23 protein-coding genes are annotated in these 22,914 nt (G+C 44.1%); 12 read left to right on the plus strand and 11 right to left on the minus strand.

Going from position 1 to position 22,914, the window contains the following annotated elements:
- Positions 1–7: 7 nt before the first annotated feature.
- The gene (locus F0228_RS00815) at positions 8–739 is read right to left on the minus strand and encodes an EAL domain-containing protein (RefSeq protein WP_105058834.1); all 732 of its coding nucleotides are present in this window, start codon (positions 737–739) and stop codon (positions 8–10) included.
- A 380-nt stretch (positions 740–1,119) separates the two neighbouring features.
- Here F0228_RS00815 and F0228_RS00820 point away from each other — a divergent pair, with 380 nt between their 5' ends.
- The 3 genes from F0228_RS00820 (at position 1,120) to F0228_RS00830 (ending at position 4,474) form a co-directional block, all read left to right on the plus strand.
- Positions 1,120–2,313 (plus strand): glycine C-acetyltransferase, encoded by a 1,194-nt coding sequence (locus F0228_RS00820; RefSeq protein WP_061031178.1) that lies wholly within the window; start codon positions 1,120–1,122, stop codon positions 2,311–2,313.
- 110 nt (positions 2,314–2,423) lie between these two features.
- Positions 2,424–3,455 (plus strand): L-threonine 3-dehydrogenase, encoded by a 1,032-nt coding sequence (tdh, locus tag F0228_RS00825; protein ID WP_061031177.1) that lies wholly within the window; start codon positions 2,424–2,426, stop codon positions 3,453–3,455.
- 173 nt (positions 3,456–3,628) lie between these two features.
- Positions 3,629–4,474 (plus strand): hypothetical protein, encoded by an 846-nt coding sequence (locus F0228_RS00830; protein WP_061031176.1) that lies wholly within the window; start codon positions 3,629–3,631, stop codon positions 4,472–4,474.
- Positions 4,475–4,521: 47 nt separating this feature from the next.
- On the opposite strand, the gene F0228_RS00835 is transcribed toward F0228_RS00830, so the two are convergent.
- Positions 4,522–4,677, minus strand: a complete 156-nt coding sequence (locus tag F0228_RS00835; RefSeq protein ID WP_244268232.1) for a hypothetical protein — start codon at positions 4,675–4,677, stop codon at positions 4,522–4,524.
- 287 nt (positions 4,678–4,964) lie between these two features.
- On the opposite strand from F0228_RS00835, the gene F0228_RS00840 reads away from it, so the two are divergent.
- Positions 4,965–5,210: a hypothetical protein gene (locus F0228_RS00840; RefSeq protein ID WP_061031174.1), complete on the plus strand. Its 246-nt coding sequence runs from the start codon at positions 4,965–4,967 to the stop codon at positions 5,208–5,210.
- Positions 5,211–5,287: 77 nt separating this feature from the next.
- On the opposite strand, the gene F0228_RS00845 is transcribed toward F0228_RS00840, so the two are convergent.
- The 3 genes from F0228_RS00845 to F0228_RS00855 all read right to left on the minus strand — a co-directional run bounded on the left by F0228_RS00845 (position 5,288) and on the right by F0228_RS00855 (position 9,570).
- The gene (locus F0228_RS00845; RefSeq protein WP_061031173.1) at positions 5,288–6,511 is read right to left on the minus strand and encodes a DUF819 family protein; all 1,224 of its coding nucleotides are present in this window, start codon (positions 6,509–6,511) and stop codon (positions 5,288–5,290) included.
- Positions 6,512–7,026: 515 nt separating this feature from the next.
- Positions 7,027–8,952: a monovalent cation:proton antiporter-2 (CPA2) family protein gene (locus F0228_RS00850; protein WP_061031172.1), complete on the minus strand. Its 1,926-nt coding sequence runs from the start codon at positions 8,950–8,952 to the stop codon at positions 7,027–7,029.
- A 3-nt stretch (positions 8,953–8,955) separates the two neighbouring features.
- Positions 8,956–9,570, minus strand: coding sequence for an NAD(P)H-dependent oxidoreductase (locus tag F0228_RS00855; protein WP_061031171.1), 615 nt, complete (start codon positions 9,568–9,570; stop codon positions 8,956–8,958).
- Between the two features lie 304 nt (positions 9,571–9,874).
- Here F0228_RS00855 and F0228_RS00860 point away from each other — a divergent pair, with 304 nt between their 5' ends.
- Positions 9,875–10,951 (plus strand): beta-eliminating lyase-related protein, encoded by a 1,077-nt coding sequence (locus tag F0228_RS00860; RefSeq protein ID WP_171761691.1) that lies wholly within the window; start codon positions 9,875–9,877, stop codon positions 10,949–10,951.
- A gap of 99 nt (positions 10,952–11,050) precedes the next feature.
- Here F0228_RS00860 and F0228_RS25935 read toward each other — a convergent pair whose 3' ends face one another.
- The gene (locus tag F0228_RS25935) at positions 11,051–11,176 is read right to left on the minus strand and encodes a hypothetical protein (protein WP_008218887.1); all 126 of its coding nucleotides are present in this window, start codon (positions 11,174–11,176) and stop codon (positions 11,051–11,053) included.
- A 233-nt stretch (positions 11,177–11,409) separates the two neighbouring features.
- Between F0228_RS25935 and F0228_RS00865 the strand changes: the two genes are divergently transcribed.
- Positions 11,410–11,844, plus strand: coding sequence for a YccF domain-containing protein (locus tag F0228_RS00865; protein WP_004740303.1), 435 nt, complete (start codon positions 11,410–11,412; stop codon positions 11,842–11,844).
- A 101-nt stretch (positions 11,845–11,945) separates the two neighbouring features.
- Here the strand turns inward: F0228_RS00865 and F0228_RS00870 are convergent, their stop codons facing one another.
- The 3 genes from F0228_RS00870 to F0228_RS00880 form a co-directional block, all read right to left on the minus strand.
- Positions 11,946–12,869, minus strand: coding sequence for a hypothetical protein (locus F0228_RS00870; protein WP_171761692.1), 924 nt, complete (start codon positions 12,867–12,869; stop codon positions 11,946–11,948).
- Positions 12,870–13,063: 194 nt separating this feature from the next.
- Positions 13,064–14,212, minus strand: a complete 1,149-nt coding sequence (gene yiaY / locus F0228_RS00875) for an L-threonine dehydrogenase (RefSeq protein ID WP_105058035.1) — start codon at positions 14,210–14,212, stop codon at positions 13,064–13,066.
- 239 nt (positions 14,213–14,451) lie between these two features.
- The gene (locus F0228_RS00880) at positions 14,452–14,628 is read right to left on the minus strand and encodes a hypothetical protein (RefSeq protein ID WP_162884304.1); all 177 of its coding nucleotides are present in this window, start codon (positions 14,626–14,628) and stop codon (positions 14,452–14,454) included.
- Between the two features lie 215 nt (positions 14,629–14,843).
- Here F0228_RS00880 and yjjG point away from each other — a divergent pair, with 215 nt between their 5' ends.
- Together yjjG and yddG are read left to right on the plus strand one after the other, a co-directional pair.
- The gene (gene yjjG, locus F0228_RS00885; RefSeq protein WP_004740299.1) at positions 14,844–15,518 is read left to right on the plus strand and encodes a pyrimidine 5'-nucleotidase; all 675 of its coding nucleotides are present in this window, start codon (positions 14,844–14,846) and stop codon (positions 15,516–15,518) included.
- Positions 15,519–15,967: 449 nt separating this feature from the next.
- Positions 15,968–16,894: an aromatic amino acid DMT transporter YddG gene (gene yddG / locus F0228_RS00890; RefSeq protein WP_171761693.1), complete on the plus strand. Its 927-nt coding sequence runs from the start codon at positions 15,968–15,970 to the stop codon at positions 16,892–16,894.
- 39 nt (positions 16,895–16,933) lie between these two features.
- Here the strand turns inward: yddG and F0228_RS00895 are convergent, their stop codons facing one another.
- Positions 16,934–17,830 carry a cation diffusion facilitator family transporter gene (locus F0228_RS00895; RefSeq protein WP_061031165.1) on the minus strand — a complete coding sequence of 299 codons (897 nt, stop codon included), beginning with the start codon at positions 17,828–17,830 and terminating at the stop codon, positions 16,934–16,936.
- Positions 17,831–18,120: 290 nt separating this feature from the next.
- On the opposite strand from F0228_RS00895, the gene F0228_RS00900 reads away from it, so the two are divergent.
- On the plus strand, positions 18,121–18,471 hold the full coding sequence (locus tag F0228_RS00900) for a hypothetical protein (RefSeq protein WP_008218874.1): 351 nt from the start codon (positions 18,121–18,123) through the stop codon (positions 18,469–18,471).
- Between the two features lie 10 nt (positions 18,472–18,481).
- Here the strand turns inward: F0228_RS00900 and F0228_RS00905 are convergent, their stop codons facing one another.
- Positions 18,482–19,360, minus strand: a complete 879-nt coding sequence (locus F0228_RS00905; RefSeq protein WP_010428915.1) for a LysR family transcriptional regulator — start codon at positions 19,358–19,360, stop codon at positions 18,482–18,484.
- 162 nt (positions 19,361–19,522) lie between these two features.
- On the opposite strand from F0228_RS00905, the gene F0228_RS00910 reads away from it, so the two are divergent.
- From F0228_RS00910 to F0228_RS00920, 3 genes are all read left to right on the plus strand, one after another.
- The gene (locus F0228_RS00910; RefSeq protein WP_171761799.1) at positions 19,523–20,104 is read left to right on the plus strand and encodes a methyltransferase; all 582 of its coding nucleotides are present in this window, start codon (positions 19,523–19,525) and stop codon (positions 20,102–20,104) included.
- 311 nt (positions 20,105–20,415) lie between these two features.
- A complete protein-coding gene (locus F0228_RS00915) occupies positions 20,416–21,972 on the plus strand; it encodes a YjjI family glycine radical enzyme (protein ID WP_171761694.1) in 1,557 nt (518 codons plus the stop codon).
- Positions 21,973–21,996: 24 nt separating this feature from the next.
- The gene (locus tag F0228_RS00920; protein WP_116870831.1) at positions 21,997–22,911 is read left to right on the plus strand and encodes a YjjW family glycine radical enzyme activase; all 915 of its coding nucleotides are present in this window, start codon (positions 21,997–21,999) and stop codon (positions 22,909–22,911) included.
- Positions 22,912–22,914: the final 3 nt, after the last annotated feature.

Here is a 22,914-nt window from a genome sequence, read left to right on the forward strand (position 1 = left end):
AGAGTCATTACATGACCAGTCTAAGATCCGTCAACGGAAGTGGCTTCGAGTATAGGAAACCCTGACAGCGATCGAAGCCAAGCTGGTGGACACGTTGATGTGTATCTACATCTTCAACACCTTCAGCTACGGTTTTAATTCCAGACGCCTTACAGTAAGCCAAAGTTTGCTGGATTAGTTCAGAGCGAGAACTGTCTTGGCTATTTACAATCGACTTATCAAATTTCACTTCATCGACATCAAGGTTCATCACTTTATTCATGTCTGAGTAACCCACACCGAAATCATCGATAGAGATTTTAATACCAAGCGCTTTATAGCGTTTAATCTGTTCGCAGAGCTCTTCATCCCATTGATCGGCTTCACTGAGTTCGAACGTTAACTGTTTTGCTTTGAACGAGGTATTCCAAAGTAGTTCACGTACTTTTTCTACGTTGTCTGGGTTCGCTAGTACTTTCTTGCTGATATTAACGGCCAAGTTCAAGTGTGCTGATAGCGACTTCACTTCAGTTAAAGATTGCTCAAGAACACTAAAGAAGATCTCTTCTTCGTAACCTAGCGCGAACGCACGATCAATGAACACACCGGGTGAAAAGACACCTTCTTCGGGAATATTCAGACGAAACAGTGCTTCTACGCCTGTTACTTTCTCTGCACTCGATTCTACTTTTGGTTGATAAAAGCAGGTGTGCCAGTCGTTTTCGAAGGCTTCTTGAATGATGTGGTCGGATAGTGTCATGGGCTTGTTTCTCATCTTATCTTGGGCATTTGTGTAACGGCCGCACATTCTGAGAGAAACAGTAATTCACCACTATATCGTTTTGAGATTAAAAATTGAGATTTGATATGAAAGCGAAATTAGGTCGAATTTTCGGTGAACATGGCGTTAAAAAAGAACAAGATAAGGACGTTAATGTGCCCTGTGTCACTGGGATGAACTATTATTCGTGCCTCAGATTCATTAATGTTTTTCCAACTGGAGGGATAATCGAAAAGGGGATGTTCAACTAGAATATAGAGATTAGTTTTACAGTGTAAATGATCGTTTTAGGATCGTTTATATCCCTACATAATGCGGCGCGCGATGCTGCTGAATAATAACTAGGAAGGAATGAGACAATGTCTTCTGCATTTTACCAACAGATTCAAAATCAAATCGAAGAAGTTAAAGAAGAAGGTCTTTACAAGTCTGAGCGCATTATTACTTCTGCTCAAAAAGCAGCGGTTTCTATCTCGACTGGTGAAGAAGTACTAAACTTCTGTGCAAACAACTACTTAGGTCTTGCGAACCACCCTGAGCTTATCGAAGCTGCGAAAGGTGGTATGGATCAGCACGGTTTTGGTATGGCTTCAGTTCGTTTCATCTGTGGTACTCAAGATTCTCACAAAGAACTAGAGCAAAAGCTGTCTACGTTCTTAGGTAAAGAAGACACAATCCTATACACATCTTGTTTTGATGCTAACGCTGGCCTATTCGAAACGATTCTAGGCAAAGAAGACGCAATCATCTCTGACGCGCTAAACCACGCTTCAATCATCGATGGCGTTCGTCTATGTAAAGCGATGCGCTTCCGTTACGCGAACAACAACATGGAAGAGCTAGAGCAGCAACTTATCGCAGCTAAAGAAGCTGGCGCTCGCCACACGCTAATCGTAACTGACGGCGTATTCTCAATGGACGGCGTAGTAGCTAACCTTCCTGCTATCTGTGACCTTGCAGACAAGTACGATGCACTAGTAATGGTTGATGATTCTCACGCTGTGGGCTTCATGGGTGAAAACGGCGCTGGTACTCACGAGTTCCATAACGTCGTTGACCGCATCGACATCATCACTGGTACGCTAGGTAAAGCAATGGGTGGCGCTTCAGGCGGTTACACGTCTGGTAAGAAAGAAGTGATCGACTGGCTACGTCAGCGTTCTCGTCCATACCTATTCTCTAACTCTGTTGCACCTGCAATCGTATCCGCGTCTATCCGTGTTCTAGATCTTCTAGCTGAGTCTGGTGACCTACGTACTCAACTATGGGAAAACTCTGCTCACTTCCGTACTCGCATGGAAGAAGCGGGCTTCACTATGGGCGGTGCTGATCACGCAATCATCCCAATCATGCTTGGCGATGCAAAAGTAGCGGCTGAATTCGCAGAGCGCGCTCTAGAGAAAGGTATCTACGTTGTAGGTTTCTCTTTCCCTGTAGTACCAAAAGGTCAAGCTCGTATCCGTACGCAAATGTCTGCAGCACACTCTCGTGAGCAACTAGACCGCGCAATCGATGCGTTCATCCAAGTTGGTAAAGACATGGGCATCATCTAATTTTAAAGGGGTGCCACGAGCATCCTTTAATTAGATGGAACACCACCCAGTCGAACATATAGATTTTTGATTCTCGCCTTACAGTTCGGCGAGATGAACTAGGTAACATTATGAAAATTAAAGCACTTTCTAAACTTAAGCCTGAAGAAGGCATTTGGATGACCGAGGTTGAAAAACCTGAAATGGGTCATAATGATCTTCTTATCCGTATTAAGAAAACCGCAATTTGTGGTACAGACGTACATATCTACAACTGGGATGAGTGGTCACAAAACACAATTCCAGTACCTATGGTTGTAGGTCACGAATACGTAGGTGAAGTTGTTGGCATCGGCCAAGAAGTTCGTGGTTTTGAAATCGGCGATCGTGTTTCTGGCGAAGGTCACATCACATGTGGTCACTGTCGTAACTGTCGTGGCGGCCGTACTCACCTTTGTCGTAACACTACTGGTGTTGGCGTTAACCGCACTGGTGCGTTCTCTGAATACCTTGTGATCCCTGCGTTCAACGCGTTTAAGATCCCTGCGGAGATTTCAGATGACCTAGCATCAATCTTTGACCCGTTCGGCAACGCAGTGCACACAGCGCTTTCTTTCGACCTAGTAGGTGAAGACGTGCTAATCACTGGTGCTGGCCCAATCGGTATCATGGCTGCTGCGGTTGCTAAGCACGTAGGTGCTCGTCACGTTGTAATTACTGACGTAAACGAATACCGCCTAGACCTTGCTAAGAAAATGGGTGTAACGCGCGCTGTAAACGTGATGGAAGAGAAGCTTGAAGACGTAATGGCTGATCTAGGTATGACAGAAGGCTTCGATGTAGGTCTTGAAATGTCTGGTGTACCATCTGCGTTCAACAGCATGCTGACTAACATGAACCACGGCGGTAAGATCTCTCTACTAGGTATTCCACCATCAGACATGGCAGTAGACTGGAACCAAGTAATCTTTAAAGGCTTGGTTATCAAAGGTATCTACGGTCGTGAGATGTTTGAAACTTGGTACAAGATGGCTTCACTAATCCAGTCTGGCCTAGATCTATCTCCAATCATTACTCACCACTACAAAGTAGACGACTTCCAAGCTGGCTTCGACATGATGCGCTCTGGTATGTCTGGTAAAGTAATCCTAGATTGGGAATAAGCAAATAGGGGAGACCCTTAGCTAGTTCCACAATGAAAATGCCCCAAAGAAATTTGGGGCATTTTTGTTTTTTGAGGGCGAACAAATTCCCATGTCGCCTAATGGCTATTTTGAATATCGGCAGTCTTTAAAATACGCGTAAATACACAGCGTTTATATTTAGAGAGGGCTTAATGGCTTGTAAATCACTTGCTGTAATAATGAGTGGATTATTATTAACGTCTACTGTCGCGATTGCTAATGAAGAAAGTAATCAAACAGCAGAGCAGGCAGCAAAGGAACTTGCAAACCCGAACACGGCTTACGCGAGCCTGAACTTAAAACTTCAATACTCTGGCGGATACGACGGAGGAGGGGACAGTTTTGCTACGGTTCTTCAGCCGACGCTACCATTCCCTATGGAGAACGGCGACAAAATCATTTTCCGCCCGGCTATCTCTTATGTTCAGAATGATTTCAATGTGAATACGCCGACAAGTTCCCAACATATGGGTCAGTCGGGAGTGAGTGATATTTCCTTTGACCTAGCTTATGCGCCCAAAATGGAAGGCGGGACCATTGCCGCTTTTGGTGTGTTTGCTTCGTTACCAACCGGAAGTAGTGAACTCACGGCGGATCAGTTTGCTGTTGGCCCTGAGTTTATGTACGGCAAAGTAAGCGCCGATCGCGTGGTAGGTGTGTTCCCAAGCCACCTTTATGGTGTATCTGGCAATGGCGCGGATCACTCTGGTACACGCATCAACAAGACATCTACGCAGTTGTTTTGGGTAGAGTTGTTGGAGGGAGGATGGACGGTAGGCTCAGCGCCGACACTTTCCTATGACTGGAAAAAAGAGCAGGCTGAAATTCCGTTGAATATTAGCGTAAGTAAAACAACGGTGTTCAACGGTCGTCCTTGGAAGTTTGGTATTGAAGCTAATTACTATATCGAGAAAGATGAAAAGACTCGCCCGGACTTCATGTTGAGCTTTAACGTCAGCCCAGTCGTTGAAAACAAGCTAGCATCTTTGTTCGATTAGTAGGGTTTAAAAGATAGAGGCTGAACGGTCGTCGTTTGGCCTTTTCATTAAAACCAATAAGTTAGCCACAAAGCTAACAAAGACATAGCTGAGAGTGTAGCAATCCACTTGCTAAACATAGGCTTGTTCCAACCAAGGCGAGCAACATCTTGCTCTGTCAGTTCTAGGTTGATTTGTTCGCAGTATCTATCGAGTTCACCCATCGTCATCACCTTGTTAATCACTTTGATAAGCAATATAACTGGATAGATGTGTTCGTATAAATCAATGATTTTCTAACAGATGTTTAGCTAGCCTGAACGATGGTTTGTTTTAGTATCAATAGGATGGAATTAAGTCTAAATCTTCCTACATAAAAGCTAATGAAAACAAAACCGAATGAGGTTTGAAACTAAGAATAAACTTAAAACACACGATTCATTTTGAAGTGAGATACGATCTATTCTCTATGATAGATTTCAAGCACTTAATCTAATTATTGGTGTTTAAAATGGTACGAGTAGACGTTAGAAAATTATCCAACACATTGATTAAGGCAGGCGTTCCAGAGAAGAGGGCGGTGTTACTTGCCAAAGCATTTAAAGATTCAATTAATGAAATCGACCCGGTATCTCAGTCGTATGTGAACAAAAAGATTGAGAAGTCCAAAAATGAAACTCTTCAGTATCTGCTGGCATTCTTGGGGCTACAGATGATCTTAATTCCTTGTTTTCACTACATCATGACTAACCTGTAGACATAAAAAGTCCGATATTGGCGTACCAATATCGGACTTTGATGTTTAATGGATAGCTTAAGCTAAGGTGAACTCAATTAACCCGCAGCAGCCTGCATGATTAGGCCACAGATGTAAGCGCCGTATGTACCTAATGCGTAACCTAGTACCGCCATCAAGATACCTACTGGAGCTAATGCAGGGTGGAATGCTGCTGCAACCACTGGAGCTGATGCCGCGCCACCAACGTTAGCTTGGCTACCTACTGCCATGAAGAACAGCGGTGCACGAATGATTTTAGCCATCGCAATCATGAGTAGAGCATGGATAGTTAGCCATGTGATACCAATGAAGAAGTAACCTGGGTTGTCAAAGATAGCGGTAATATCCATTTGCATACCGATGGTAGCAACTAGGATATAGATGAACGCTGAACCAATCTTCGATGCGCCACTGTGCTCTAGGCTACGTGTCGATTTGAAGCACGAAGCGATCAACGCGAACGTTGTAACCATAACGATTAGCCAGAAGAAGCCAGATGTTAGGCTGTATTTTGCTAGTTCTGGAGCATTCGTTGAGATCCATGGTGCGATTAAGTCACTGAAGAAGTGAGCAAGGCCTGTTAGACCAAAAGCAATCGCAGCGATCTTCATGAGATCGGTTGTTGTTGTCGGGCGAGCGTTTTCTTCTTGGTATTTAGATACTGTCTCTTTCAGTTCTTCGATTGAAGAAGTGTCTGCTTTTAGCCATGCGTCAATTTTCTTCTGACGGCCAGCCATGATCAGTAGTACTGCCATCCAGATGTTTGCACAGATAACGTCAACCGTAATCATTGCTGAGAACAGTTTGTCATTTACCTCGAATACTTCTTTCATCGCAGCTTGGTTTGCACCACCACCGATCCAAGAGCCAGCTACTGTCGTTAGGCCGCGCCATACGTCACCAGAGACAAGGTCAGGGTTTACTTGGTCGATAATTAGAATCGCCAGAGGACCACCAATGATAATACCAGCGGTACCGGTTAGGAACATGATGACGGCTTTGGAGCCAAGACCAAAGATCTTACGAAGGTCTGCTGAAATGATCAGTAGAACCAGTGCGCCTGGTAGTAGGTAGCGGCTTGCTACAAAGTAAAGTTTTGAGTTTGACGCATCGATGATACCAAAGCTGTTCAACAATGAAGGAACAAAGTAGCAGAGCAATAGGCCTGGAATGAATGAATAGAATTTTTTCAGTGCGCTGTTTTGGCTACTTTCCGTGATAAATACACCGCCAAGAATAACAGCTAACATGCCCATAATTACGGCATCATTAGTGATCATTATTATATCTCCTTTAAGGTGAGCGCATAGGTCTCACTTTTTTGATGGCAGGACTATACCGACAACTTCAATTCGTTACAAATTGTAACGATAGACATCCTTTGAAACATTTGTGTTAACTAGATTGGCTTTGGTTTGTGAATTAGACGCTTCAGATATTTGCTGTGTGAATGTTTTTGTAAAGGTTAGTAAGGTCGGCTTTGATATATGCAATGGTGTTCAACGCCCTGAAACTGGTTGTTGGAATTTTAGCTGAGTTCAGTATAGTTAAAGGAAGTGCATATTAAGCCGCATTTTTACTGGGGTTTATGCAGGGTGGGTATGTTTCAAAAATGTAAAAAGTGAATTCGTTTTTGAAGAGAGGGATGAGATTAAAAATTATAACTTGATCACATTAATTGCGATTATTATCCGCTTAGGTATCAATAAATGGCACTTGTTTGCGGTATTTAGGGGCCATAGATAAAGAAAAAGCGGCTAAATAGCCGCTTTTAATTGGGATTGAGAATCGAAGTCTATGATTCCTCTTCCTCAAAACCGTCTGCATAACCTTTTGGAGGCGGTGTCCAACCACGCTCTGAGCGAGAATGCTTATCGGATCGGTCTTTCTTCATGTCTTCTTTCATCGCTTCTTCAAGGTGAATAAATATCTGTCGATAGTTATTGTCGTACCTTGGGTTGTCTTCAGCTTCCGACCAAGCTTTGAACAGCTTTTCAGACTTACGGCTTTCAACACGTTGATAGGTCGATTTCTGCTGTTCTACGAAGAATGGATGATGACCCAACGAGCGTAGGGCTTGTGCGCCCATTTCTAGTGCTGAGTGGTAGGTTTCTGATTCCACGAAATCAGCACCAGCCTCTCTTAAGCGGTAACTATGACCACGGTCGAACGCACGAGCCAAAATTTTTACGTTAGGGTAGGAGTGCTTAACGTACTTGACCAACTCTACGCTTGAGTCTTGATTGTCGATGGCAACAACAAGCATTGCTGCTTCTTCGATACCCGCAGTGTGCAACAGATCGTGACGAGTCGCATCACCAAAGTAAGATTTGATATTAATAGAGCGCAACACGTCGACTTGGTTAGCCTGATGGTCTAGAACCACCGTTTTGACATCGTTCGATACCAATAAGCGGTTAACGATCTGACCGAATCGCCCGATACCCGCAATGATTACTGTGCCTTTCTCTTCGATAGTATCTTCTTCACGGTCATTCGATTTTTGCTCGTAACGAGGCAGAATCACCTTATCAAACAAAATAAACAGGCCCGGAGTTAGGAACATTGAAAGAGCAACCACTAGTGAGAGCGTTTGAACAATGTCAGCCGGCAATACGTGGTTTTGAGCCGAGAAGCTTAATAGTACGAATCCAAATTCACCGGCTTGCGCCAAGCTCAGTGTAAATAGCCAACGATCGCTGTTCTTGATTTTGAAAATCAATGCCAAGGTAAAAAGCACAGCTGCTTTAAGTAACATGACACCCAGAGTTAGCCCTATGATTAGGATGAAATCATTGAATAGAACATCGAAGTTGATTCCCGCACCTACCGTAATAAAGAACAGGCCAAGTAGCAGTCCTTTGAACGGGTCGATGTTCGATTCCAGTTCGTGTCTGAATTCACTGTTCGCCAGTACAACACCCGCAAGGAAAGTGCCTAGTGCAGGCGATAAGCCGACAAGGCTCATCAGTGCAGCAATACCAATAACCAGCATCAGTGCCGTTGCCGTGAAGATCTCACGCAGGCCAGAGCTTGCGACGAAGCGGAAGAGTGGACGGCTTAAGAAGTGCCCGCCAACAACCACAATCGCGATAGATGCGGTAATCACAAGGCCATAAGCCCAACCAGGTAGACCAGCAACCAGACTTAACTCTTCATGGTGGTCAGAAGCTGAAGTGACCGCGCTTTGTGCAGCTTCAATTAATTCTGGCAACGCCAACAGAGGAATGAATGCCAGCATCGGAATAACGGCAATATCTTGGAATAATAGAACCGAAAAGGCATTCTTACCGCCTTCAGTCTTAGACAAGCCTTTCTCGTTGAATGTTTGAAGTACAATCGCGGTCGATGACAACGCAAAGATTAAGCCGATAGTGAGAGCGATAGTCCAAGGTTGGCCAAAGGCTAGAGCAATGCCCATTACAATCGCTGCTGTACCTCCTACTTGTAGGCCACCAAGCCCCATCAAGCGGTTTCTCATTGCCCATAGCATCTTAGGTTCGAGCTCAAGGCCAACCAAGAACAGCATCATTACCACGCCGAATTCGGCAAAGTGTTGAATGGTGGTGGTTTCTTCACCGACAAGGCCGATGATAGGTCCGATAACCACACCTGCGATTAAATATCCCAGTACTGAGCCTAAGCCAAGACGCTTAGCTATCGGCACTGCGATCACGGCGGCGACTAAGTAGATAAAGGCTTGTAAAAAATATCCAGTCATTCTTTAGTCCTTGTTGATGATTTCGTCGAGGTAGTGGTTTAACTTCGCGGCTTTCTTTGCTTTTTTGTAGTCAATATTGCCCGCGACTAGCGACTCCAACAAGAATTTATAGCGCTCAACATGCCCGGTGATGCGGCTCTCCTCCAAGGCGGTTCGCGAGCCAAATAGTGCATAAGGTGCTAAATATTCCATACCACACAAAGCAGCGGTTTGTTCAAGAGGGTGGAGTAGCTCACGAATGGTAAAATGATTGTAGCCGTCAGTTTGGTAGGCATCCTCTTTACCCCCTGCAGTAATGCTGCAAAGGAACTTCTTACCTTCTAATTCATTGCCATCCGTGCCGTAGGCAAAACCATACTCAAGAACAAGGTCTTGCCACTCTTTCAGAATTGCCGGAGTTGAATACCAATAAAGTGGGAATTGGAAAATGATGATGTCATGGTCCAACAGGCGTTTCTGTTCACGATCGATGTTGATTTTGAAAGTTGGATATTCAGCGTAGAGATCAACACAGGTCACGCCATCAATACGCTTGGCTTGGTCGAATAAGGGTTTGTTTGCTTCAGAGCGATGCTGAGAAGGGTGGGCGAATAGCACCAAGACTCGATTTTTCGACATAAAGCCCTCTTTGTCCGTTAACGAATAATGCTTATTGGAATTATAGATATACAATAATAGAAGAATGATTGAAGAACAACGAATTAGCCCATACTTATCTAATTAGATACATGGGCTTATCGAGTGCTTAATTATATAAAACACTCGTTAGTTTGCGTATTTCTGGCACACGTAGACTATGACTAAGTAAAACTAATTATTCGCGAATAATAAAAGCGAATAGACGTATTTTATGTCAACGTTGGTAGCGAACGTAAATAATTCAATCTCTCTACATAGAACAACAATGAATAAAGGAAAAAGTATGAGCATGGACTTGCGTCAACAGTGTAATTTGTTTCTTTCAGGTCACTTAGATCCGACTCCGGCCCAAACATTTGCTCAGATGGCTGAATGGTGTGAAGAGCACAACATACATCACGATACTTACGGTGATGGTGAGTTCATCGAAGGCTTTGAAGCCAAAGTTGCAGAGCTGCTTGGATATGAAGCGGCTGTATTTGTTATCACTGGCACTATGAATCAACCAACGGCACTAGAGATCGCCTGCCAAGAGAAAAGAAACCCGTTGGTCGCGATGCATGAATCGAGTCATATCCTGCGTCATGAGCGCCAAGGGTACCAGCTCCAGAACCGCTTTAATGTGTTGCCAGTGGGCAATGTGTTTCGCACTTGGAATGTCGATGACTTGAAAGCGTGGCCAGATGAAATCGCAGCAGCGCTTTATGAGTTACCGATGCGAGAGATAGGTGGTCAGCTACCAGAGTGGGAAGAGCTCGAAGCGATTAAGCAGTATTGCAACGAACAATCCATTCATCTGCATATGGATGGCGCGCGCTTGTGGGAGTGTGGTGCATATTATCAAAAACCTTACAGCGAAATCGCAAAGGGCTTTGATACTGCTTATGTCTCGCTATACAAAGGGCTAAATGGACTTGGTGGCTCACTGTTGTTGGGTGGTAAAGCGTTTGTTGCGAAGGCGTCAGCTTGGATGAAACGACAAGGCGGTAATGTGTATCACCGTACACCTTATGTTGTATCGGCAGCTATGCAGTTTGATCAACGACTAGCGCAGATGCCCGCTTTGTATGAACGCACGAAACAGATCTACCAAATCTTCTTAGATTACCCTCAATTCAAAGTGAACCCACAACAACCGCAAGCGAACATGCTACATCTTTATTTGCCGGCAAGTTACGAAGATGGGGTTGCTTTAAGAGACAATATTGCTAGTAAGCATAAGGTATGGATAGGAAACCCAGCTATCTGTGAGTTACCGAATCAATGCAAAATTGAGTGGTATGTGGGGGATAACTTATTAAACCTGCCGGATCACGAGCTTATCGATATCTTGGACCTCATTAGCGAAGCACTGATTTGATTACCGAACGGCTGGACTGAATGTAGTGAGGAGTGCTAACTAGGATGAATACAGGTGTGTTTACCTGTATTCATTTAAGTCGGGACAATAGAGGGTGTGTTACATATATTGGTTGATGTACACGTCGACTAGGAACATGAATACTGGAACGGTGCTAAGAACTCCGAAGAAGACGATAGGCACCCAGTTTTTCATTTTCTTTTTAGGTTGCTCTGTATTGTTCATAGATTCGGCCTTAAATTCGTTGTTGAGTCTGCGCTTGGGTTAGAACTGAATGGTATCAAATAAATTAGCACTGCCCTATGCGGATTTGGTATTTCGTGGTGTGCATCAAACACAGAAAATCGCGTTGATTCATAAACGGTTCATAAAGGCTCAACAATAATGAACCTATTGAAAGAAGCACAGCCTTATTTGGCATAGTAATTAAACAGCATTCAAAGAGTTGGAGAATACAGGTGAAAACAATAGGTAACATCATTTGGTTTCTGTTCGGTGGCGTATTTATGGGATTGGCGTGGTGGTTCTTTGGGCTGCTTGCATTTCTGACCATCGTTGGTATTCCGTGGGGCAGAGCGTGTTTTGTTATGGGTAACTTCTCGTTCTTTCCATTTGGTCAAGAAGCGATTTCTCGTGATGAGCTGACCAATGAAATGGATATTGGTACCAGTCCGTTAGGTATGATTGGTAACATCATTTGGTTCTTGTTTGCAGGTATTTGGCTTGCGATTGGTCATATCATGTCAGCGGTGGCATGTTTCATTACCATCATCGGTATTCCATTTGCAATTCAGCATCTTAAGTTAGCGGTTATCTCGTTGGCGCCAATCGGTAAAACCGTAGTAGATAAGCGCGAAGCGGAAGCGGCACGAGTAAGAAATTATAAAGGGTAAGAATTTAGTTTAACCTTTATCTGAAACCAAAAAGCACATCATTTGATGTGCTTTTTCTTGGCTCTTGGTTCTCGATTTGTGTTATCAAGCTTATCTAGCCGCTATACGTTATTGAACAAGACTTCAATTCGAAGCGTGATATTCGCTTCTTCCGTGTGCTTCTCGTAAGGCTCTCGCTCCCACTGATAGCGCGGAGTAATCTCGTAAAATAGCCACTCTTTCCAAATGTTTTCTCGATAGGTAACCGACACTTGCGAGTATTCGTAGTGGTTATATGGCTCGCTGGTCGCGGTTATCGTGGCGTTGTATTGCAGAGCTTGGTCTTGAGAAAGGTAATGGTACAAGGTAATGCCCGTACCATACTCCCAGCCTTTGAGGTCATCGTTATAGCCAGCAAAGTTAGACCAACGCGCTAAGAAATCGTCACTCAAAGAGAGATCAAAATCGATATCAGTGATCTCTCCCGTCTCTTTCTTCTCTTGATACACACGTTGAGTTAGCCTGAATACTGCATCTGTGGTGAGCGGGTAGGTAAAACGATAGCGAGCCTCTATTCTTGGGCGCAATGTCGCTTTGATATTGAAACTACTGTAACCCTTGGCATAGGCGTCATAACGAAGGCCAAGAGCATTCTCTAACTCTTCAGAATCTTGTGGGAAGAAGTCTAAGAATTCTTCATCGCCAACAGACTCGTAGATTAGCTTAAGCCTTTTACTGACAAAGGGTAAATGTAAGCGTGCGTTTAGTTTGGTGGAGTAATCTACGTCACCGCCCTCAGAATAGATGAAATCATTATACCAACGTACAGAGGTTCCTGCTCTGGCGTCTTCGGTAATACGGTCATCCACAAAGAAGTTATCGAACCATATTGCGGGCTGACAAAACTTGCTGTTTAGGTAGTGGTAAGCTTTTTCGACGCGCGTGTCTTCTAACGGTTGGCTGTGACACTCATCCTGTTCCTCCGCGAAGGCAGAGTGGGAAACGAGCGATGCTAATAATGAGGAGCTAACTATCCAACGACTCAATGGAACCTGTTTGTCATTCTATGTATCAATAGTTTGACTATAACTAAGCAGTTACGACAATGCGACTTTTAAAGAGATTAATCTGAATCAGTGGCTATTCAAACAGAGACTCGAATCGTATATGGCAGGTAAAGAAAACGGGCCCAGCAGGTGAGCCCGTTTGTCGATAAGTTTATAAGTGACTTAATGGCAGATTACATTGCCGCTTCGAAAATCGCAGAGATTTCTTCGTGGGTCGCTTGTTTAGGGTTAGTAAAACCACATGCGTCTTTCAGTGCGTTGTCAGACAGAGTAGGGATATCTTCTAGCTTCGCACCAAGTTGCGCGATACCTGTTGGGATGTTCACGTCATTTGCTAGTTGAACAATCGCTTCGATCGCAGCTTCTGCACCTTGCTCTGGTGACATACCTTCAACGTTAACGCCCATTGCTTTTGCAACATCACGTAGACGCTCAGGACAAACTTGCGCGTTGTAGCGTTGAACGTGTGGTAGCAAGATAGCGTTACATACACCGTGTGGAAGGTCGTAGAAACCACCCAATTGGTGCGCCATCGCGTGAACATAACCTAGTGACGCGTTGTTGAACGCCATACCCGCCATGAACTGTGCGTAAGCCATTTGCTCACGTGCTTCAATGTCTTCGCCGTGCGCTACTGCCGTTCTTAGGTGAGCTTGTACAAGTTCAATTGCTTTAATCGCTACAGCGTCTGTTATTGGTGTCGCTGCGATAGAAACGTAAGCTTCGATTGCGTGTGTTAGCGCATCCATACCTGTTGCAGCAGTCAGTGATGCAGGCTTAGCAAGCATTAGTTCAGGATCGTTTACTGAAATAAGCGGTGTTGTGTGCTTATCAACGATAGCCATCTTAATGTGGCGCTCTTCATCTGTAATGATGCAGAAACGTGTCATTTCTGAAGCGGTGCCCGCAGTCGTGTTGATAGCGATAAGAGGCATCATAGGTTTTTCAGATTGATCGACACCTTCGTAATCTGCAATCTTGCCGCCGTTAGAAGCAACTAAAGCGATACCTTTTGCGCAGTCGTGTGGAGAACCGCCACCTAGAGAAATAACGAAATCACAGTCGTTGTCAGTCAGTAATTCAAGACCATCATTTACGTTTGTGATGGTTGGGTTTGGTTGAGTGCCGTCGAATACCACAGCGTCTACACCGCGCTCGCTAAGAAGGTCTTGTACCTGCTTAACCACGCCAATTTGGTTTAGGATTTTATCGGTTACGATTAGACCTTTTTTAAAGCCTTGAGACTGAATGCTATCAGCAGCATCCTTTAGACAGCCAGTACCCATGAAGTTGATTGTAGGGATGTAAAATGCACTAGACATTGGAAAACTCCGGTTAATTATGATTTTTAATTGCCTATATGTTGTCGGCAAACAACTGGTCGACCATTGATCTGGAACAACTTTGATTTCGAACTACCACTTTCTGGTTATTGGTTGTGATAGGGCTCATATAGCAATCGTTTTTATGGTTTTCTGATGTGTATATTGCCAGTTATGGATAGCGAATGATTGATAGATTTCTGGCCAGTATGCTGCTCTATAACCATGAAAAATAAAGGTTATTCAGACAGTGCCGGTTCGCGTTCTTCTTCTGTTCGCTCTTGAACAGAATCAGTACTGCACTCGATCTGAGTTTCTGATTGCTCAGGTGAATCTGACGCCTCTTGAGGCTCTTCATCGTAGTATTTGACCAGGAATGGAGTGAGCATGACGGATGACGGTAAGAAGTGCTTCATAGTACCTCCCGGTACATTTCGTGTATTTCCTTTATGGTATTGGTTTAATATGTGGCAAAATTTGCGATACATCATGACTTGTTGCTTGTTTTCTATAAATTCTTAGAACTATATTCAGGCTCACAAAAATGGTAGTAGAATGCACTCTTAACCGTTGAGGTTAGGAAAGAACAAAATATAAATTCGGCTCGATAGCGCGAATAATAGGACAGATAATGAAGTACGATTGGATATTCTTTGATGCGGATGAAACCTTGTTCCACTTTGACGCTTTTCAAGGAATGAAGCTAATGTTCTCACGTTTTGGTGTGGATTTTAGCGAGCAGGATTATTCCGTTTATCAAGAAGTTAACCTACCACTATGGGTAGACTATCAAGATGGCCGAATTACGGCTGATCAACTGAAGCACACACGCTTCGAAAGCTGGGCAGAAAAGTTAGAAACAACAACTGCAGAATTAAACAGCGCATTCCTAACAGCAATGGCGGACATCTGTTCTTTGCTACCGGGTGCCAAAGAGCTAATGGAATCGTTACAAGGCAAAGTGAACATGGGCATTATTACTAATGGCTTCACTGAGCTGCAATCGATCCGTTTAGAGCGCACTGGCATGACCGATTACTTCGAACATGTGATCATTTCTGAAGAAGTCGGCGTTGCTAAACCAGATGCTGAGATCTTTGAACATGCACACAAGCTTGTTGGCTTACCAGCAAAGCAGCGCATTTTGATGGTGGGAGATAACCCACACTCAGACATTTTAGGTGGCTTAGATTTTGGTATCGAGACCTGTTGGTTAAACAGCCAGGAGAAGGCAACGCCAGAAGGTATTAACCCTCATTACCAAGTTAAGTCTCTAGCTGAGCTGCAAGCACTTCTGCTAGCGTAACGGCTTACTGACTTTAGCTTTATTCATTGATCATCTCTTTATTCGTTGATCGTTAGGGCGTGTTGATCTTTCGAGCTGATTTTTGCAGCGAGTTGCTGGGTATTTATACAAGGCAGAGGCTTTGATGTGTAGCTAGCCTACATGAGATGCCGATAACGCAGTAGAAATGACCAGCAAACGCTGCCCGAAGGGTTCGGCTAAAAGCGTTTTACTCTTTGTTGAGGGAGATTTGCTTAGAATGACTAGGCTACTTCTCCCTCGCCGCGATTAAAGCGCTTTTATCTCGAACAAAATTTAACCACGAAAGTTCAACACGCCCTAATAGCCGAGTACAATTCTGTGCTCGGCTACTTAATTTCTACAGGTTTCACTTTTCGATTGTAGTACTTAAGCGTATTTATGCTTTAAGCTGCCACGATAACTACTCATAATAAATAGAAGGAATAAGCGTGCTGAAATCTCATCGCTATAGCTGCTACGGCATTGCTGCCATTTTACTTTGGAGCTGCTTAATTGCGTTATCTCGTAGCGTGTCAGAGCAATTAGGCCCAATTGGCGGCGCAGCCAGTCTTTACACAGTGAGTTCACTGTTTTTGGTTTGCGTGATGGGGTTACCTAAGCTGAAACGCTTCTCAAAGTCTTATTTGTTGATTGGTGGCGCGCTGTTTGTTTGCTACGAGATCTTTCTAGCCTTGGCATTAGGCATGGCAAATAACCGACATCAAGCCTTAGAGATGGCGGTTATCAATTACCTTTGGCCTGCGCTGACAGTATTGTTTGCGGTATTACTCAGCGATAAAAAGATAAATTGGCTGGTTTACCCAAGTATCTTTTTGGCTTTCTTTGGAGTGGCTTGGAGCATCAGTGGCGACCAAGGCCTCTCTGTTGAACAGATTGCGGCAAATATCGCGACTAACCCCAAAACCTATTCGATGGCGTTCTTCGGCGCGATTATTTGGGCGGTTTACTGTAATTACACTCAGAAAGTTGCGAAAGGGCAGAATGCGATTGTGTTGTTCTTTATCGCTACAGCGATCACCTTGTGGATCAAATACGCACTGAGCAGTGAAACCGGTATGGTAATGACGAGCAGTGCCGCGATTGATTTGGCTCTGGCGGGCGTGTGTATGGGCGCGGGTTACGCGCTTTGGAATACCGCGATATTGGGTGGCAACATGGTCTTTCTCGCAACTATGTCTTACTTCACGCCAATTTTTGCAACCTTACTCTCTTCTATGATTTTAGGTTTAACGCTGACTATCACATTTTGGCAGGGAGTATGTATGGTGACGATTGGGTCACTGGCTTGCTGGTGGGTTACAAGAGAAAAAAAGCCGACGGTTAAGGCGTCGGCTTCTGAAGAGGTTCAATCTTAATAGCAATTGTGTTTATCTACCGATTGCTGGGGTGATAAGTTAGCTCGCGATGTTGAGGTTCAGTTGAAGTTCATATGGCATCTTAGATAGGCGTCGCTTTAGTTGGCGGCGCGTACGTTCAATATCATCGACCGCAATCGCTTGTTGGTCGTTGGTATGAATATCAACGTTGATTCTTAGCTCAGGACCAACCTTAGTCACACCGATTAGCTCCAAATCTTGTTCTGCTTCTTTGTCTACCGCGACAACGTTCTTATCTACCGCGTCACAAATTTCTTTGTTTGCCGACATCATTAGTAGCTCACGCATAGCTTCTCTTAGCATATCGAACGGTACTTTGATGAAGTAGAAAGACATCAGCAACATCATCATCGGGTCGGCATACACAGCGTACTCTGCGAACGGCGAGAATGTCATTGACCAAGCCACGACGAAACCTGCTGTTACCGCGACACTCAACAGTGTATCCATTTGCCACTGCTTAGACTCAGCTTGAATCAAGCCTGATGAAATGCTCTTACTCTTCTTAGCGATATACCACCACGCATAACCACAGCCCAATACGTTAAAAATACCAAACAGAGTTGCGATTGAAGCATCAACTTCACGACCTCCTGTCATCAAAGCGCCAATCGCTGAATAGAGTGAATAACCGACCACAAGTAAAATGACAGCGGCTTTAATCGTGATGACGATAGGTTCAATGATCGCACGACCAAACGGGAATTCACGATCAGAAGGGCGATTAATGTATTTTGAGGCAGCTAGTGACAATAAAGTTAACAGTAAGCTGATAAGAGAGTAGACACCGTCAAATACTATGACCAGAGAGCCAACGAGAAGACCCAACACCAATCCGCCAATAGCGAAGCCTGATGCTAAAAGGGCTGAGAACAATAGAACTCGATTTTCGTTTTGGCTTTTCCTGTCACACATAATATTTTCCAGATGTTTTTGATAATTTCATTGTTCTAATATTGAGCGAGATTTTCAAACTTTATCTGATGATGTTTATGTTACAGAACATGGTTTTTTATATTATTCATTTTAATTCAGTTATTTACATTAACTTTCAGGTGTCAGTAAAATTGACGATGACTGTTTTCGTGGACTAGTGTGCAACTGAATCAAGATCGCTTATCATTAATAATACACATCATTCAGCGGTGTTTTATAGCGCAGTGAAGGGCATTAGCGCTTGGAATAGTGGGAAAGAAAGGATGACGATGAAGTTTGATGATATTAGCGATAGCGATTTGTGGGCAATCGCTAACCCTATTATGGATAATTTGATGGAGGGCTCAACCAATGTTGATCATGCCCAACATTGTCGCGACTTTACTCAACGAATGAAGGACATAGTGACACCTGAGTATTTAGAAAAGGTGTGCCATCATTATCAACACAGCAACGGCTTTTTTGCAGAGCGCGAACCTGTAGCGGTGTTTAGGCGTTCTGATTCCGTCGCATTTATATGGAAGCAGGCATACACCATTGCTAAAGGCGAATTCGTTGCTGAAATGGTGCTAGTTGAAGAAGACGGACGCTATTTAGTTGACCACGTGATGGTCTTCTAACAAGCGCTAATTAGAAATCAAACAAGTAATCGCTCAGCTGGTCCGCAAGCCAGTTCATACCTGGGTGTTCTGCCATCCCGGCTGCCGTAAACATGCAGTAATCTTCTTGAGTCAGGCCGTAGGTGTGTTTGATCACTGCTAGTTCTTGTTCACGCAGTAAGTGACGAATCAATGGCTCTGGCATTACGCCCCATGCCTCTTCACGTAAAATCGTATCCAGCATAAAGTCAAAGCTAGAGAAACCAATGTAACGACGAGAGAAGGGCTCAAGCTCTGGATTATCTTTTTCATTGAGATAAACCATGGTCGCTTGCATCGAATTTCTTAGTACTTCGTCGGAGACGCGGCGCATTGCACTCAGGTCGTGTCCTTTTTTACACACAGACATCATCCGAATCTTACCAAGCGGGTTATAGATGATTCGTGGGTCGTCTACACGTTCGTAATCAACACCGAATGCAAAATCAACTTGTTGAGTTTCGACGAGGTTGGCTAAGTCGCCACTCGATGCTAGAACGAAGTTGAAAGAAGTAGAAGGGTACTTGTTATTCAGCGTGTGAGATAAATCTTGCCACATTTCATCGGGTAGAGAATCATCGCGAGCAATCCATATCTCTGCGTTGAACTCACCAGAAACATGGAGGCAGGTTTGTTTAATACGCGCTGCTGTCACTAACATTCCTTCGCAATCTTTATAGATGGCTTTGCCTGCTTCAGACAGCTCGACGTGGTTGCCGCTGCGTACGAAAAGTTCTACATCTAACTCTTTCTCCAAGGCTTTGATAGACATACTAAGCTTGGTTCGGTTGCATTCTAGCTGCCGTGCAGCTTCAGAGACTGATCCTAAATCAGCAACAGAACAGAAGGCTTGGACTTGAGAAAGGTTCATTTCATTTCCAGATTAGGCGGGTATTGATGCATATTATATTGAATATTGTGCTGGCTATCTTAGAAATAGTCCATCTTTGCATGATAACTCTATGACGAATTGACTAATTTAGTTTACTCTGGGCAGGTTCCGAACCTACAAGAAGTAAAGATGGAGGCCATGATGGCGAAACAATGGGACGAGTACGCCGTTGATTGGGATAAAGATCCCGCGACCGCAGTATTCGCACAGTCCGTATTTGACCAGTTAACACAGCTCGTTGATTTAAACGGAACCCGTGTCCTTGATTTTGGTTGTGGTACAGGACTACTCAGCCAAAAAATATCTCCTTTAGCAAAAGAGATTATCGCACTCGACATGTCTGAGGGGATGATTGAAGAGCTAGATAAGAAAGAGCTATCCAACGTTGAACCGGTTGTTGATATTCTATCGCGCGGGCTAGCAGCGCAGCATCCAGCATTCAGAAACCAGTTTGACCTAGTGGTAGCATCGTCAGTTTGTGGCTTTCTCCCGAACCTACAAGACACAGTTAGCCTAATTTATACGCTACTCGAAAACGATGGCACATTTGTTCACTGGGACTGGTGTCTAGAAAACGATAGCGATGACTACGGCGTAAGCCCTGAGCGCTCAGAGAACGTATTGAGTGCTGCTGGATTTTCTGTTGTTGAAGTATCGGTACCTTTCTCTGTTGATACCCCACAAGGCAAGCTAAAAGTACTGATGGGCGTTGGACGTAAGTAGTTCATTTGAAGCTTATGGCTAAGTGATTAGCGAGAACTAAAATCCAAAACACGTTTTTGCGAACAAAGTAAAACATAAATAACCGAACCCACATCAACGGCCTTAGTGCCAGTTATGTGGGTTTTCTATTTTTAATTGTTGAGATTTATGACACTTATTAACGTTTTAAACGCATAAATCCGCCCCTCGAAAATCACCCAATTACAAACTACTTATTTCCATTTTGGAAATATATCCTTGCATACATTTCACTAGTGGAAACTAAATGGCCAGATATAAAATAAGCCCATAACAATTTTAAGGGTTTTATCATGAGCCACCAATCTGCTTCTCCACAACTTTCCAAGCAGCAACAACGCTTTAGCAATATCATTTCAGATGCCAATCTGTCACCAAAACAGAAGTCGAGCTATCTTGCCTTAGAGGCTGAAGCGAGCCTACCGTACATGCCGGTAAGTAGTGAAGTAGAGCAAGCCTTACAGCAAGGCGTGTTATGTGACATGTTTGAAGGTCACGCCCCATTTAAGCCGCGCTATGTGCTTCCCGATTATTCTAAATACTTACATCAAGGCTCAAAGTACTTAGAGCTTAGCGCGGCAACTAATTTCGATGAAGCATTGAACATGCTTACCATCCTTTACCATCACGTTCCATCGGTAACATCTATTCCTGTTTACTTAGGTCAATTGGATGATGTATTAATGCCTTTCGTTGGCGACTTAACAGAAGAGCAGGTTTATCAGAAGCTTAAGTTATTCTGGATCATGCTGGACCGCACACTGCCAGATGCGTTCATGCATGTGAATATCGGGCCAACAGACAACGTTATCTGCCGTACTATTTTGCGAGTTGATGCTGAACTCAAGCAGATTGCGCCAAACCTTACTTTTATGTATGACCCTGCTGTAACACCTGATGATTTGCTACGTCATGCTGCGAGCAATATTTGTGAATGCAGTAAGCCACACATCGCTAACTACCCAGCACACGCTGCGGCATACGGTGATAAGCGCTTTGGCATCGTGAGTTGTTATAACTCTCTTCCTTTGGCTGGTGGTTCAAACACGTTAGTACGTATGAACCTAAAACAAGTAGCGTTGAAGTCTGAGGACAGTGTCGATTTCCTACAGCAAGTGTTACCACACTACAGCGCTATCATGGTTGAGCTAATGAACGCTCGCAGCCGCTTCTTGCATGAAGAATCTAATTTCTTCAAGGGTTTCTTAACCCAAGAGGGTCTGATCGAAGAAGACCGCTTCGCACCAATGTTCGGCATCTACGGTATGGCTGAAGCTGTGAATATCTTGATGGAGAAAGAGGGTAAAGCAGGGCGCTATGGTCATGACGAGCAAGCCAACCAACTTGGGCATCGCATTTCAGAAAAACTGGCTGAGATCGTTGATAGCTCTGAAGTGAAATATGCTCTAGAAGGCAAGGCTCTATTGCATGCTCAAGGTGGTATCAGCTTAGATGAAGGTGTAACACCAGGTGTGCGTATCCCTTATGGAACCGAACCAGATCCTGTCTCTTACGTTCGTGCGACAGCGGGTCACCACAAGTTCTATACCTCAGGTATCAGCGACATTTTAACCATCGACGAAACAGTGAAGTCGAACCCTGAAGCTATGTTTAACCTGTGTAAAGGTGCAATCCAAGCGGGTTACCGTGAGTTTACCGCTAACGTTGCATCAAACGACTTAGTTCGTGTGACAGGTTACATGATTAAGTTGTCTGACATCGCTAAATACGACGAAGAGGGTTCGCGCACCAACACGACTTTCTTAGGAGCTGAAGCGGCGAAAAATACGGGTATCTTAGAGCGTAAACCACGCGTGGCAAGCTTAGAGATGTCGCCAACGTACGAATAACCTGGTGTTCGAATCACATTAACTATGAAAATTTCTGATCTAACAACTCAAATGGCTAGGGTTAATAACAATAAGACAGAAAAACAAGCGAAGGTCAGCCGTGTGCTGACCTTTTCTTGTGTTGATGGACCGGGGAATCGGCTTGTGCTGTTTCTACAGGGGTGCAATTTCGACTGTATAACCTGTCATAACCCTCATACCATCAATCACTGTAATCATTGCGGAGATTGCGTTAGTGGCTGCCCAAGTGGTGCCTTGAGTACTATTGGTGGCAAAGTTATGTGGGATCCGGTGGCTTGCACCAATTGCGACCAGTGTATTGATGTTTGTGGTCATAAATCGAGTCCGAAAATTACCACGATGACGGTTTCAGAAGTACTAGAGCTTGTGAGACATAATCAGTTCTTCCTGAGTGGTGTTACCGTGTCGGGCGGCGAAGCGACCATGCAGCTGCCGTTTATCATTGACCTATTTGAAGCGATGAAAAGCGATCCGCAGCTAGCGCATCTCACATGCTTTATCGATAGTAACGGTTCGCTGTCAAAACAAGGCTGGGACAAGGTGCTGCCTTATCTTGATGGAGCGATGATTGATCTTAAATCTTGGCAATCAGAAACCCATAACTGGCTAGTGGGAAGAGGGAATCATCGTGTGTTTGAAACCATCAACTATCTAGCGGAACAAGGTAAGTTACACGAAGTGAGGCTTTTGCATATTCCGGGTAAGAGTGACCTTGAGGAAGAGATAAACCAAGTTGGGTATTACTTAAAAGGATTGCCAAGTGACGTTCGGATTCGACTCAATGCTTTTCAACATCACGGCGTGATTGGCGAGGCGTTGGAGTGGCCGAAGTGTACAAAACAACAGATGCAAAGCTTCCACGATCAGCTCTATACGATTGTGCAAAGACCGATGCAAACGCCAGAGGTGTACACTTAATAT

It is taken from the genome of Vibrio sp. 99K-1 (assembly GCF_013114585.1).
GTDB lineage: Bacteria > Pseudomonadota > Gammaproteobacteria > Enterobacterales > Vibrionaceae > Vibrio > Vibrio chagasii_B.

Coding starts and splice junctions, on each gene's coding strand:
- F0228_RS00850 (WP_061031172.1), bottom strand. CDS start 8,952: ATGACTGGATATTTTTTACAAGCCTTTATCTACTTAGTCGCCGCCGTG.
- tdh (WP_061031177.1), top strand. CDS start 2,424: ATGAAAATTAAAGCACTTTCTAAACTTAAGCCTGAAGAAGGCATTTGG.
- F0228_RS00815 (WP_105058834.1), bottom strand. CDS start 739: ATGACACTATCCGACCACATCATTCAAGAAGCCTTCGAAAACGACTGG.
- F0228_RS00900 (WP_008218874.1), top strand. CDS start 18,121: ATGAAGTTTGATGATATTAGCGATAGCGATTTGTGGGCAATCGCTAAC.
- F0228_RS25935 (WP_008218887.1), bottom strand. CDS start 11,176: ATGAACAATACAGAGCAACCTAAAAAGAAAATGAAAAACTGGGTGCCT.
- F0228_RS00880 (WP_162884304.1), bottom strand. CDS start 14,628: ATGAAGCACTTCTTACCGTCATCCGTCATGCTCACTCCATTCCTGGTC.
- F0228_RS00860 (WP_171761691.1), top strand. CDS start 9,875: ATGAGCATGGACTTGCGTCAACAGTGTAATTTGTTTCTTTCAGGTCAC.
- F0228_RS00840 (WP_061031174.1), top strand. CDS start 4,965: ATGGTACGAGTAGACGTTAGAAAATTATCCAACACATTGATTAAGGCA.
- F0228_RS00905 (WP_010428915.1), bottom strand. CDS start 19,360: ATGAACCTTTCTCAAGTCCAAGCCTTCTGTTCTGTTGCTGATTTAGGA.
- yiaY (WP_105058035.1), bottom strand. CDS start 14,212: ATGTCTAGTGCATTTTACATCCCTACAATCAACTTCATGGGTACTGGC.
- F0228_RS00910 (WP_171761799.1), top strand. CDS start 19,523: ATGGCGAAACAATGGGACGAGTACGCCGTTGATTGGGATAAAGATCCC.
- F0228_RS00895 (WP_061031165.1), bottom strand. CDS start 17,830: ATGTGTGACAGGAAAAGCCAAAACGAAAATCGAGTTCTATTGTTCTCA.
- F0228_RS00920 (WP_116870831.1), top strand. CDS start 21,997: ATGAAAATTTCTGATCTAACAACTCAAATGGCTAGGGTTAATAACAAT.
- F0228_RS00835 (WP_244268232.1), bottom strand. CDS start 4,677: ATGGGTGAACTCGATAGATACTGCGAACAAATCAACCTAGAACTGACA.
- F0228_RS00915 (WP_171761694.1), top strand. CDS start 20,416: ATGAGCCACCAATCTGCTTCTCCACAACTTTCCAAGCAGCAACAACGC.
- F0228_RS00830 (WP_061031176.1), top strand. CDS start 3,629: ATGGCTTGTAAATCACTTGCTGTAATAATGAGTGGATTATTATTAACG.
- F0228_RS00845 (WP_061031173.1), bottom strand. CDS start 6,511: ATGATCACTAATGATGCCGTAATTATGGGCATGTTAGCTGTTATTCTT.
- F0228_RS00820 (WP_061031178.1), top strand. CDS start 1,120: ATGTCTTCTGCATTTTACCAACAGATTCAAAATCAAATCGAAGAAGTT.
- F0228_RS00855 (WP_061031171.1), bottom strand. CDS start 9,570: ATGTCGAAAAATCGAGTCTTGGTGCTATTCGCCCACCCTTCTCAGCAT.
- yjjG (WP_004740299.1), top strand. CDS start 14,844: ATGAAGTACGATTGGATATTCTTTGATGCGGATGAAACCTTGTTCCAC.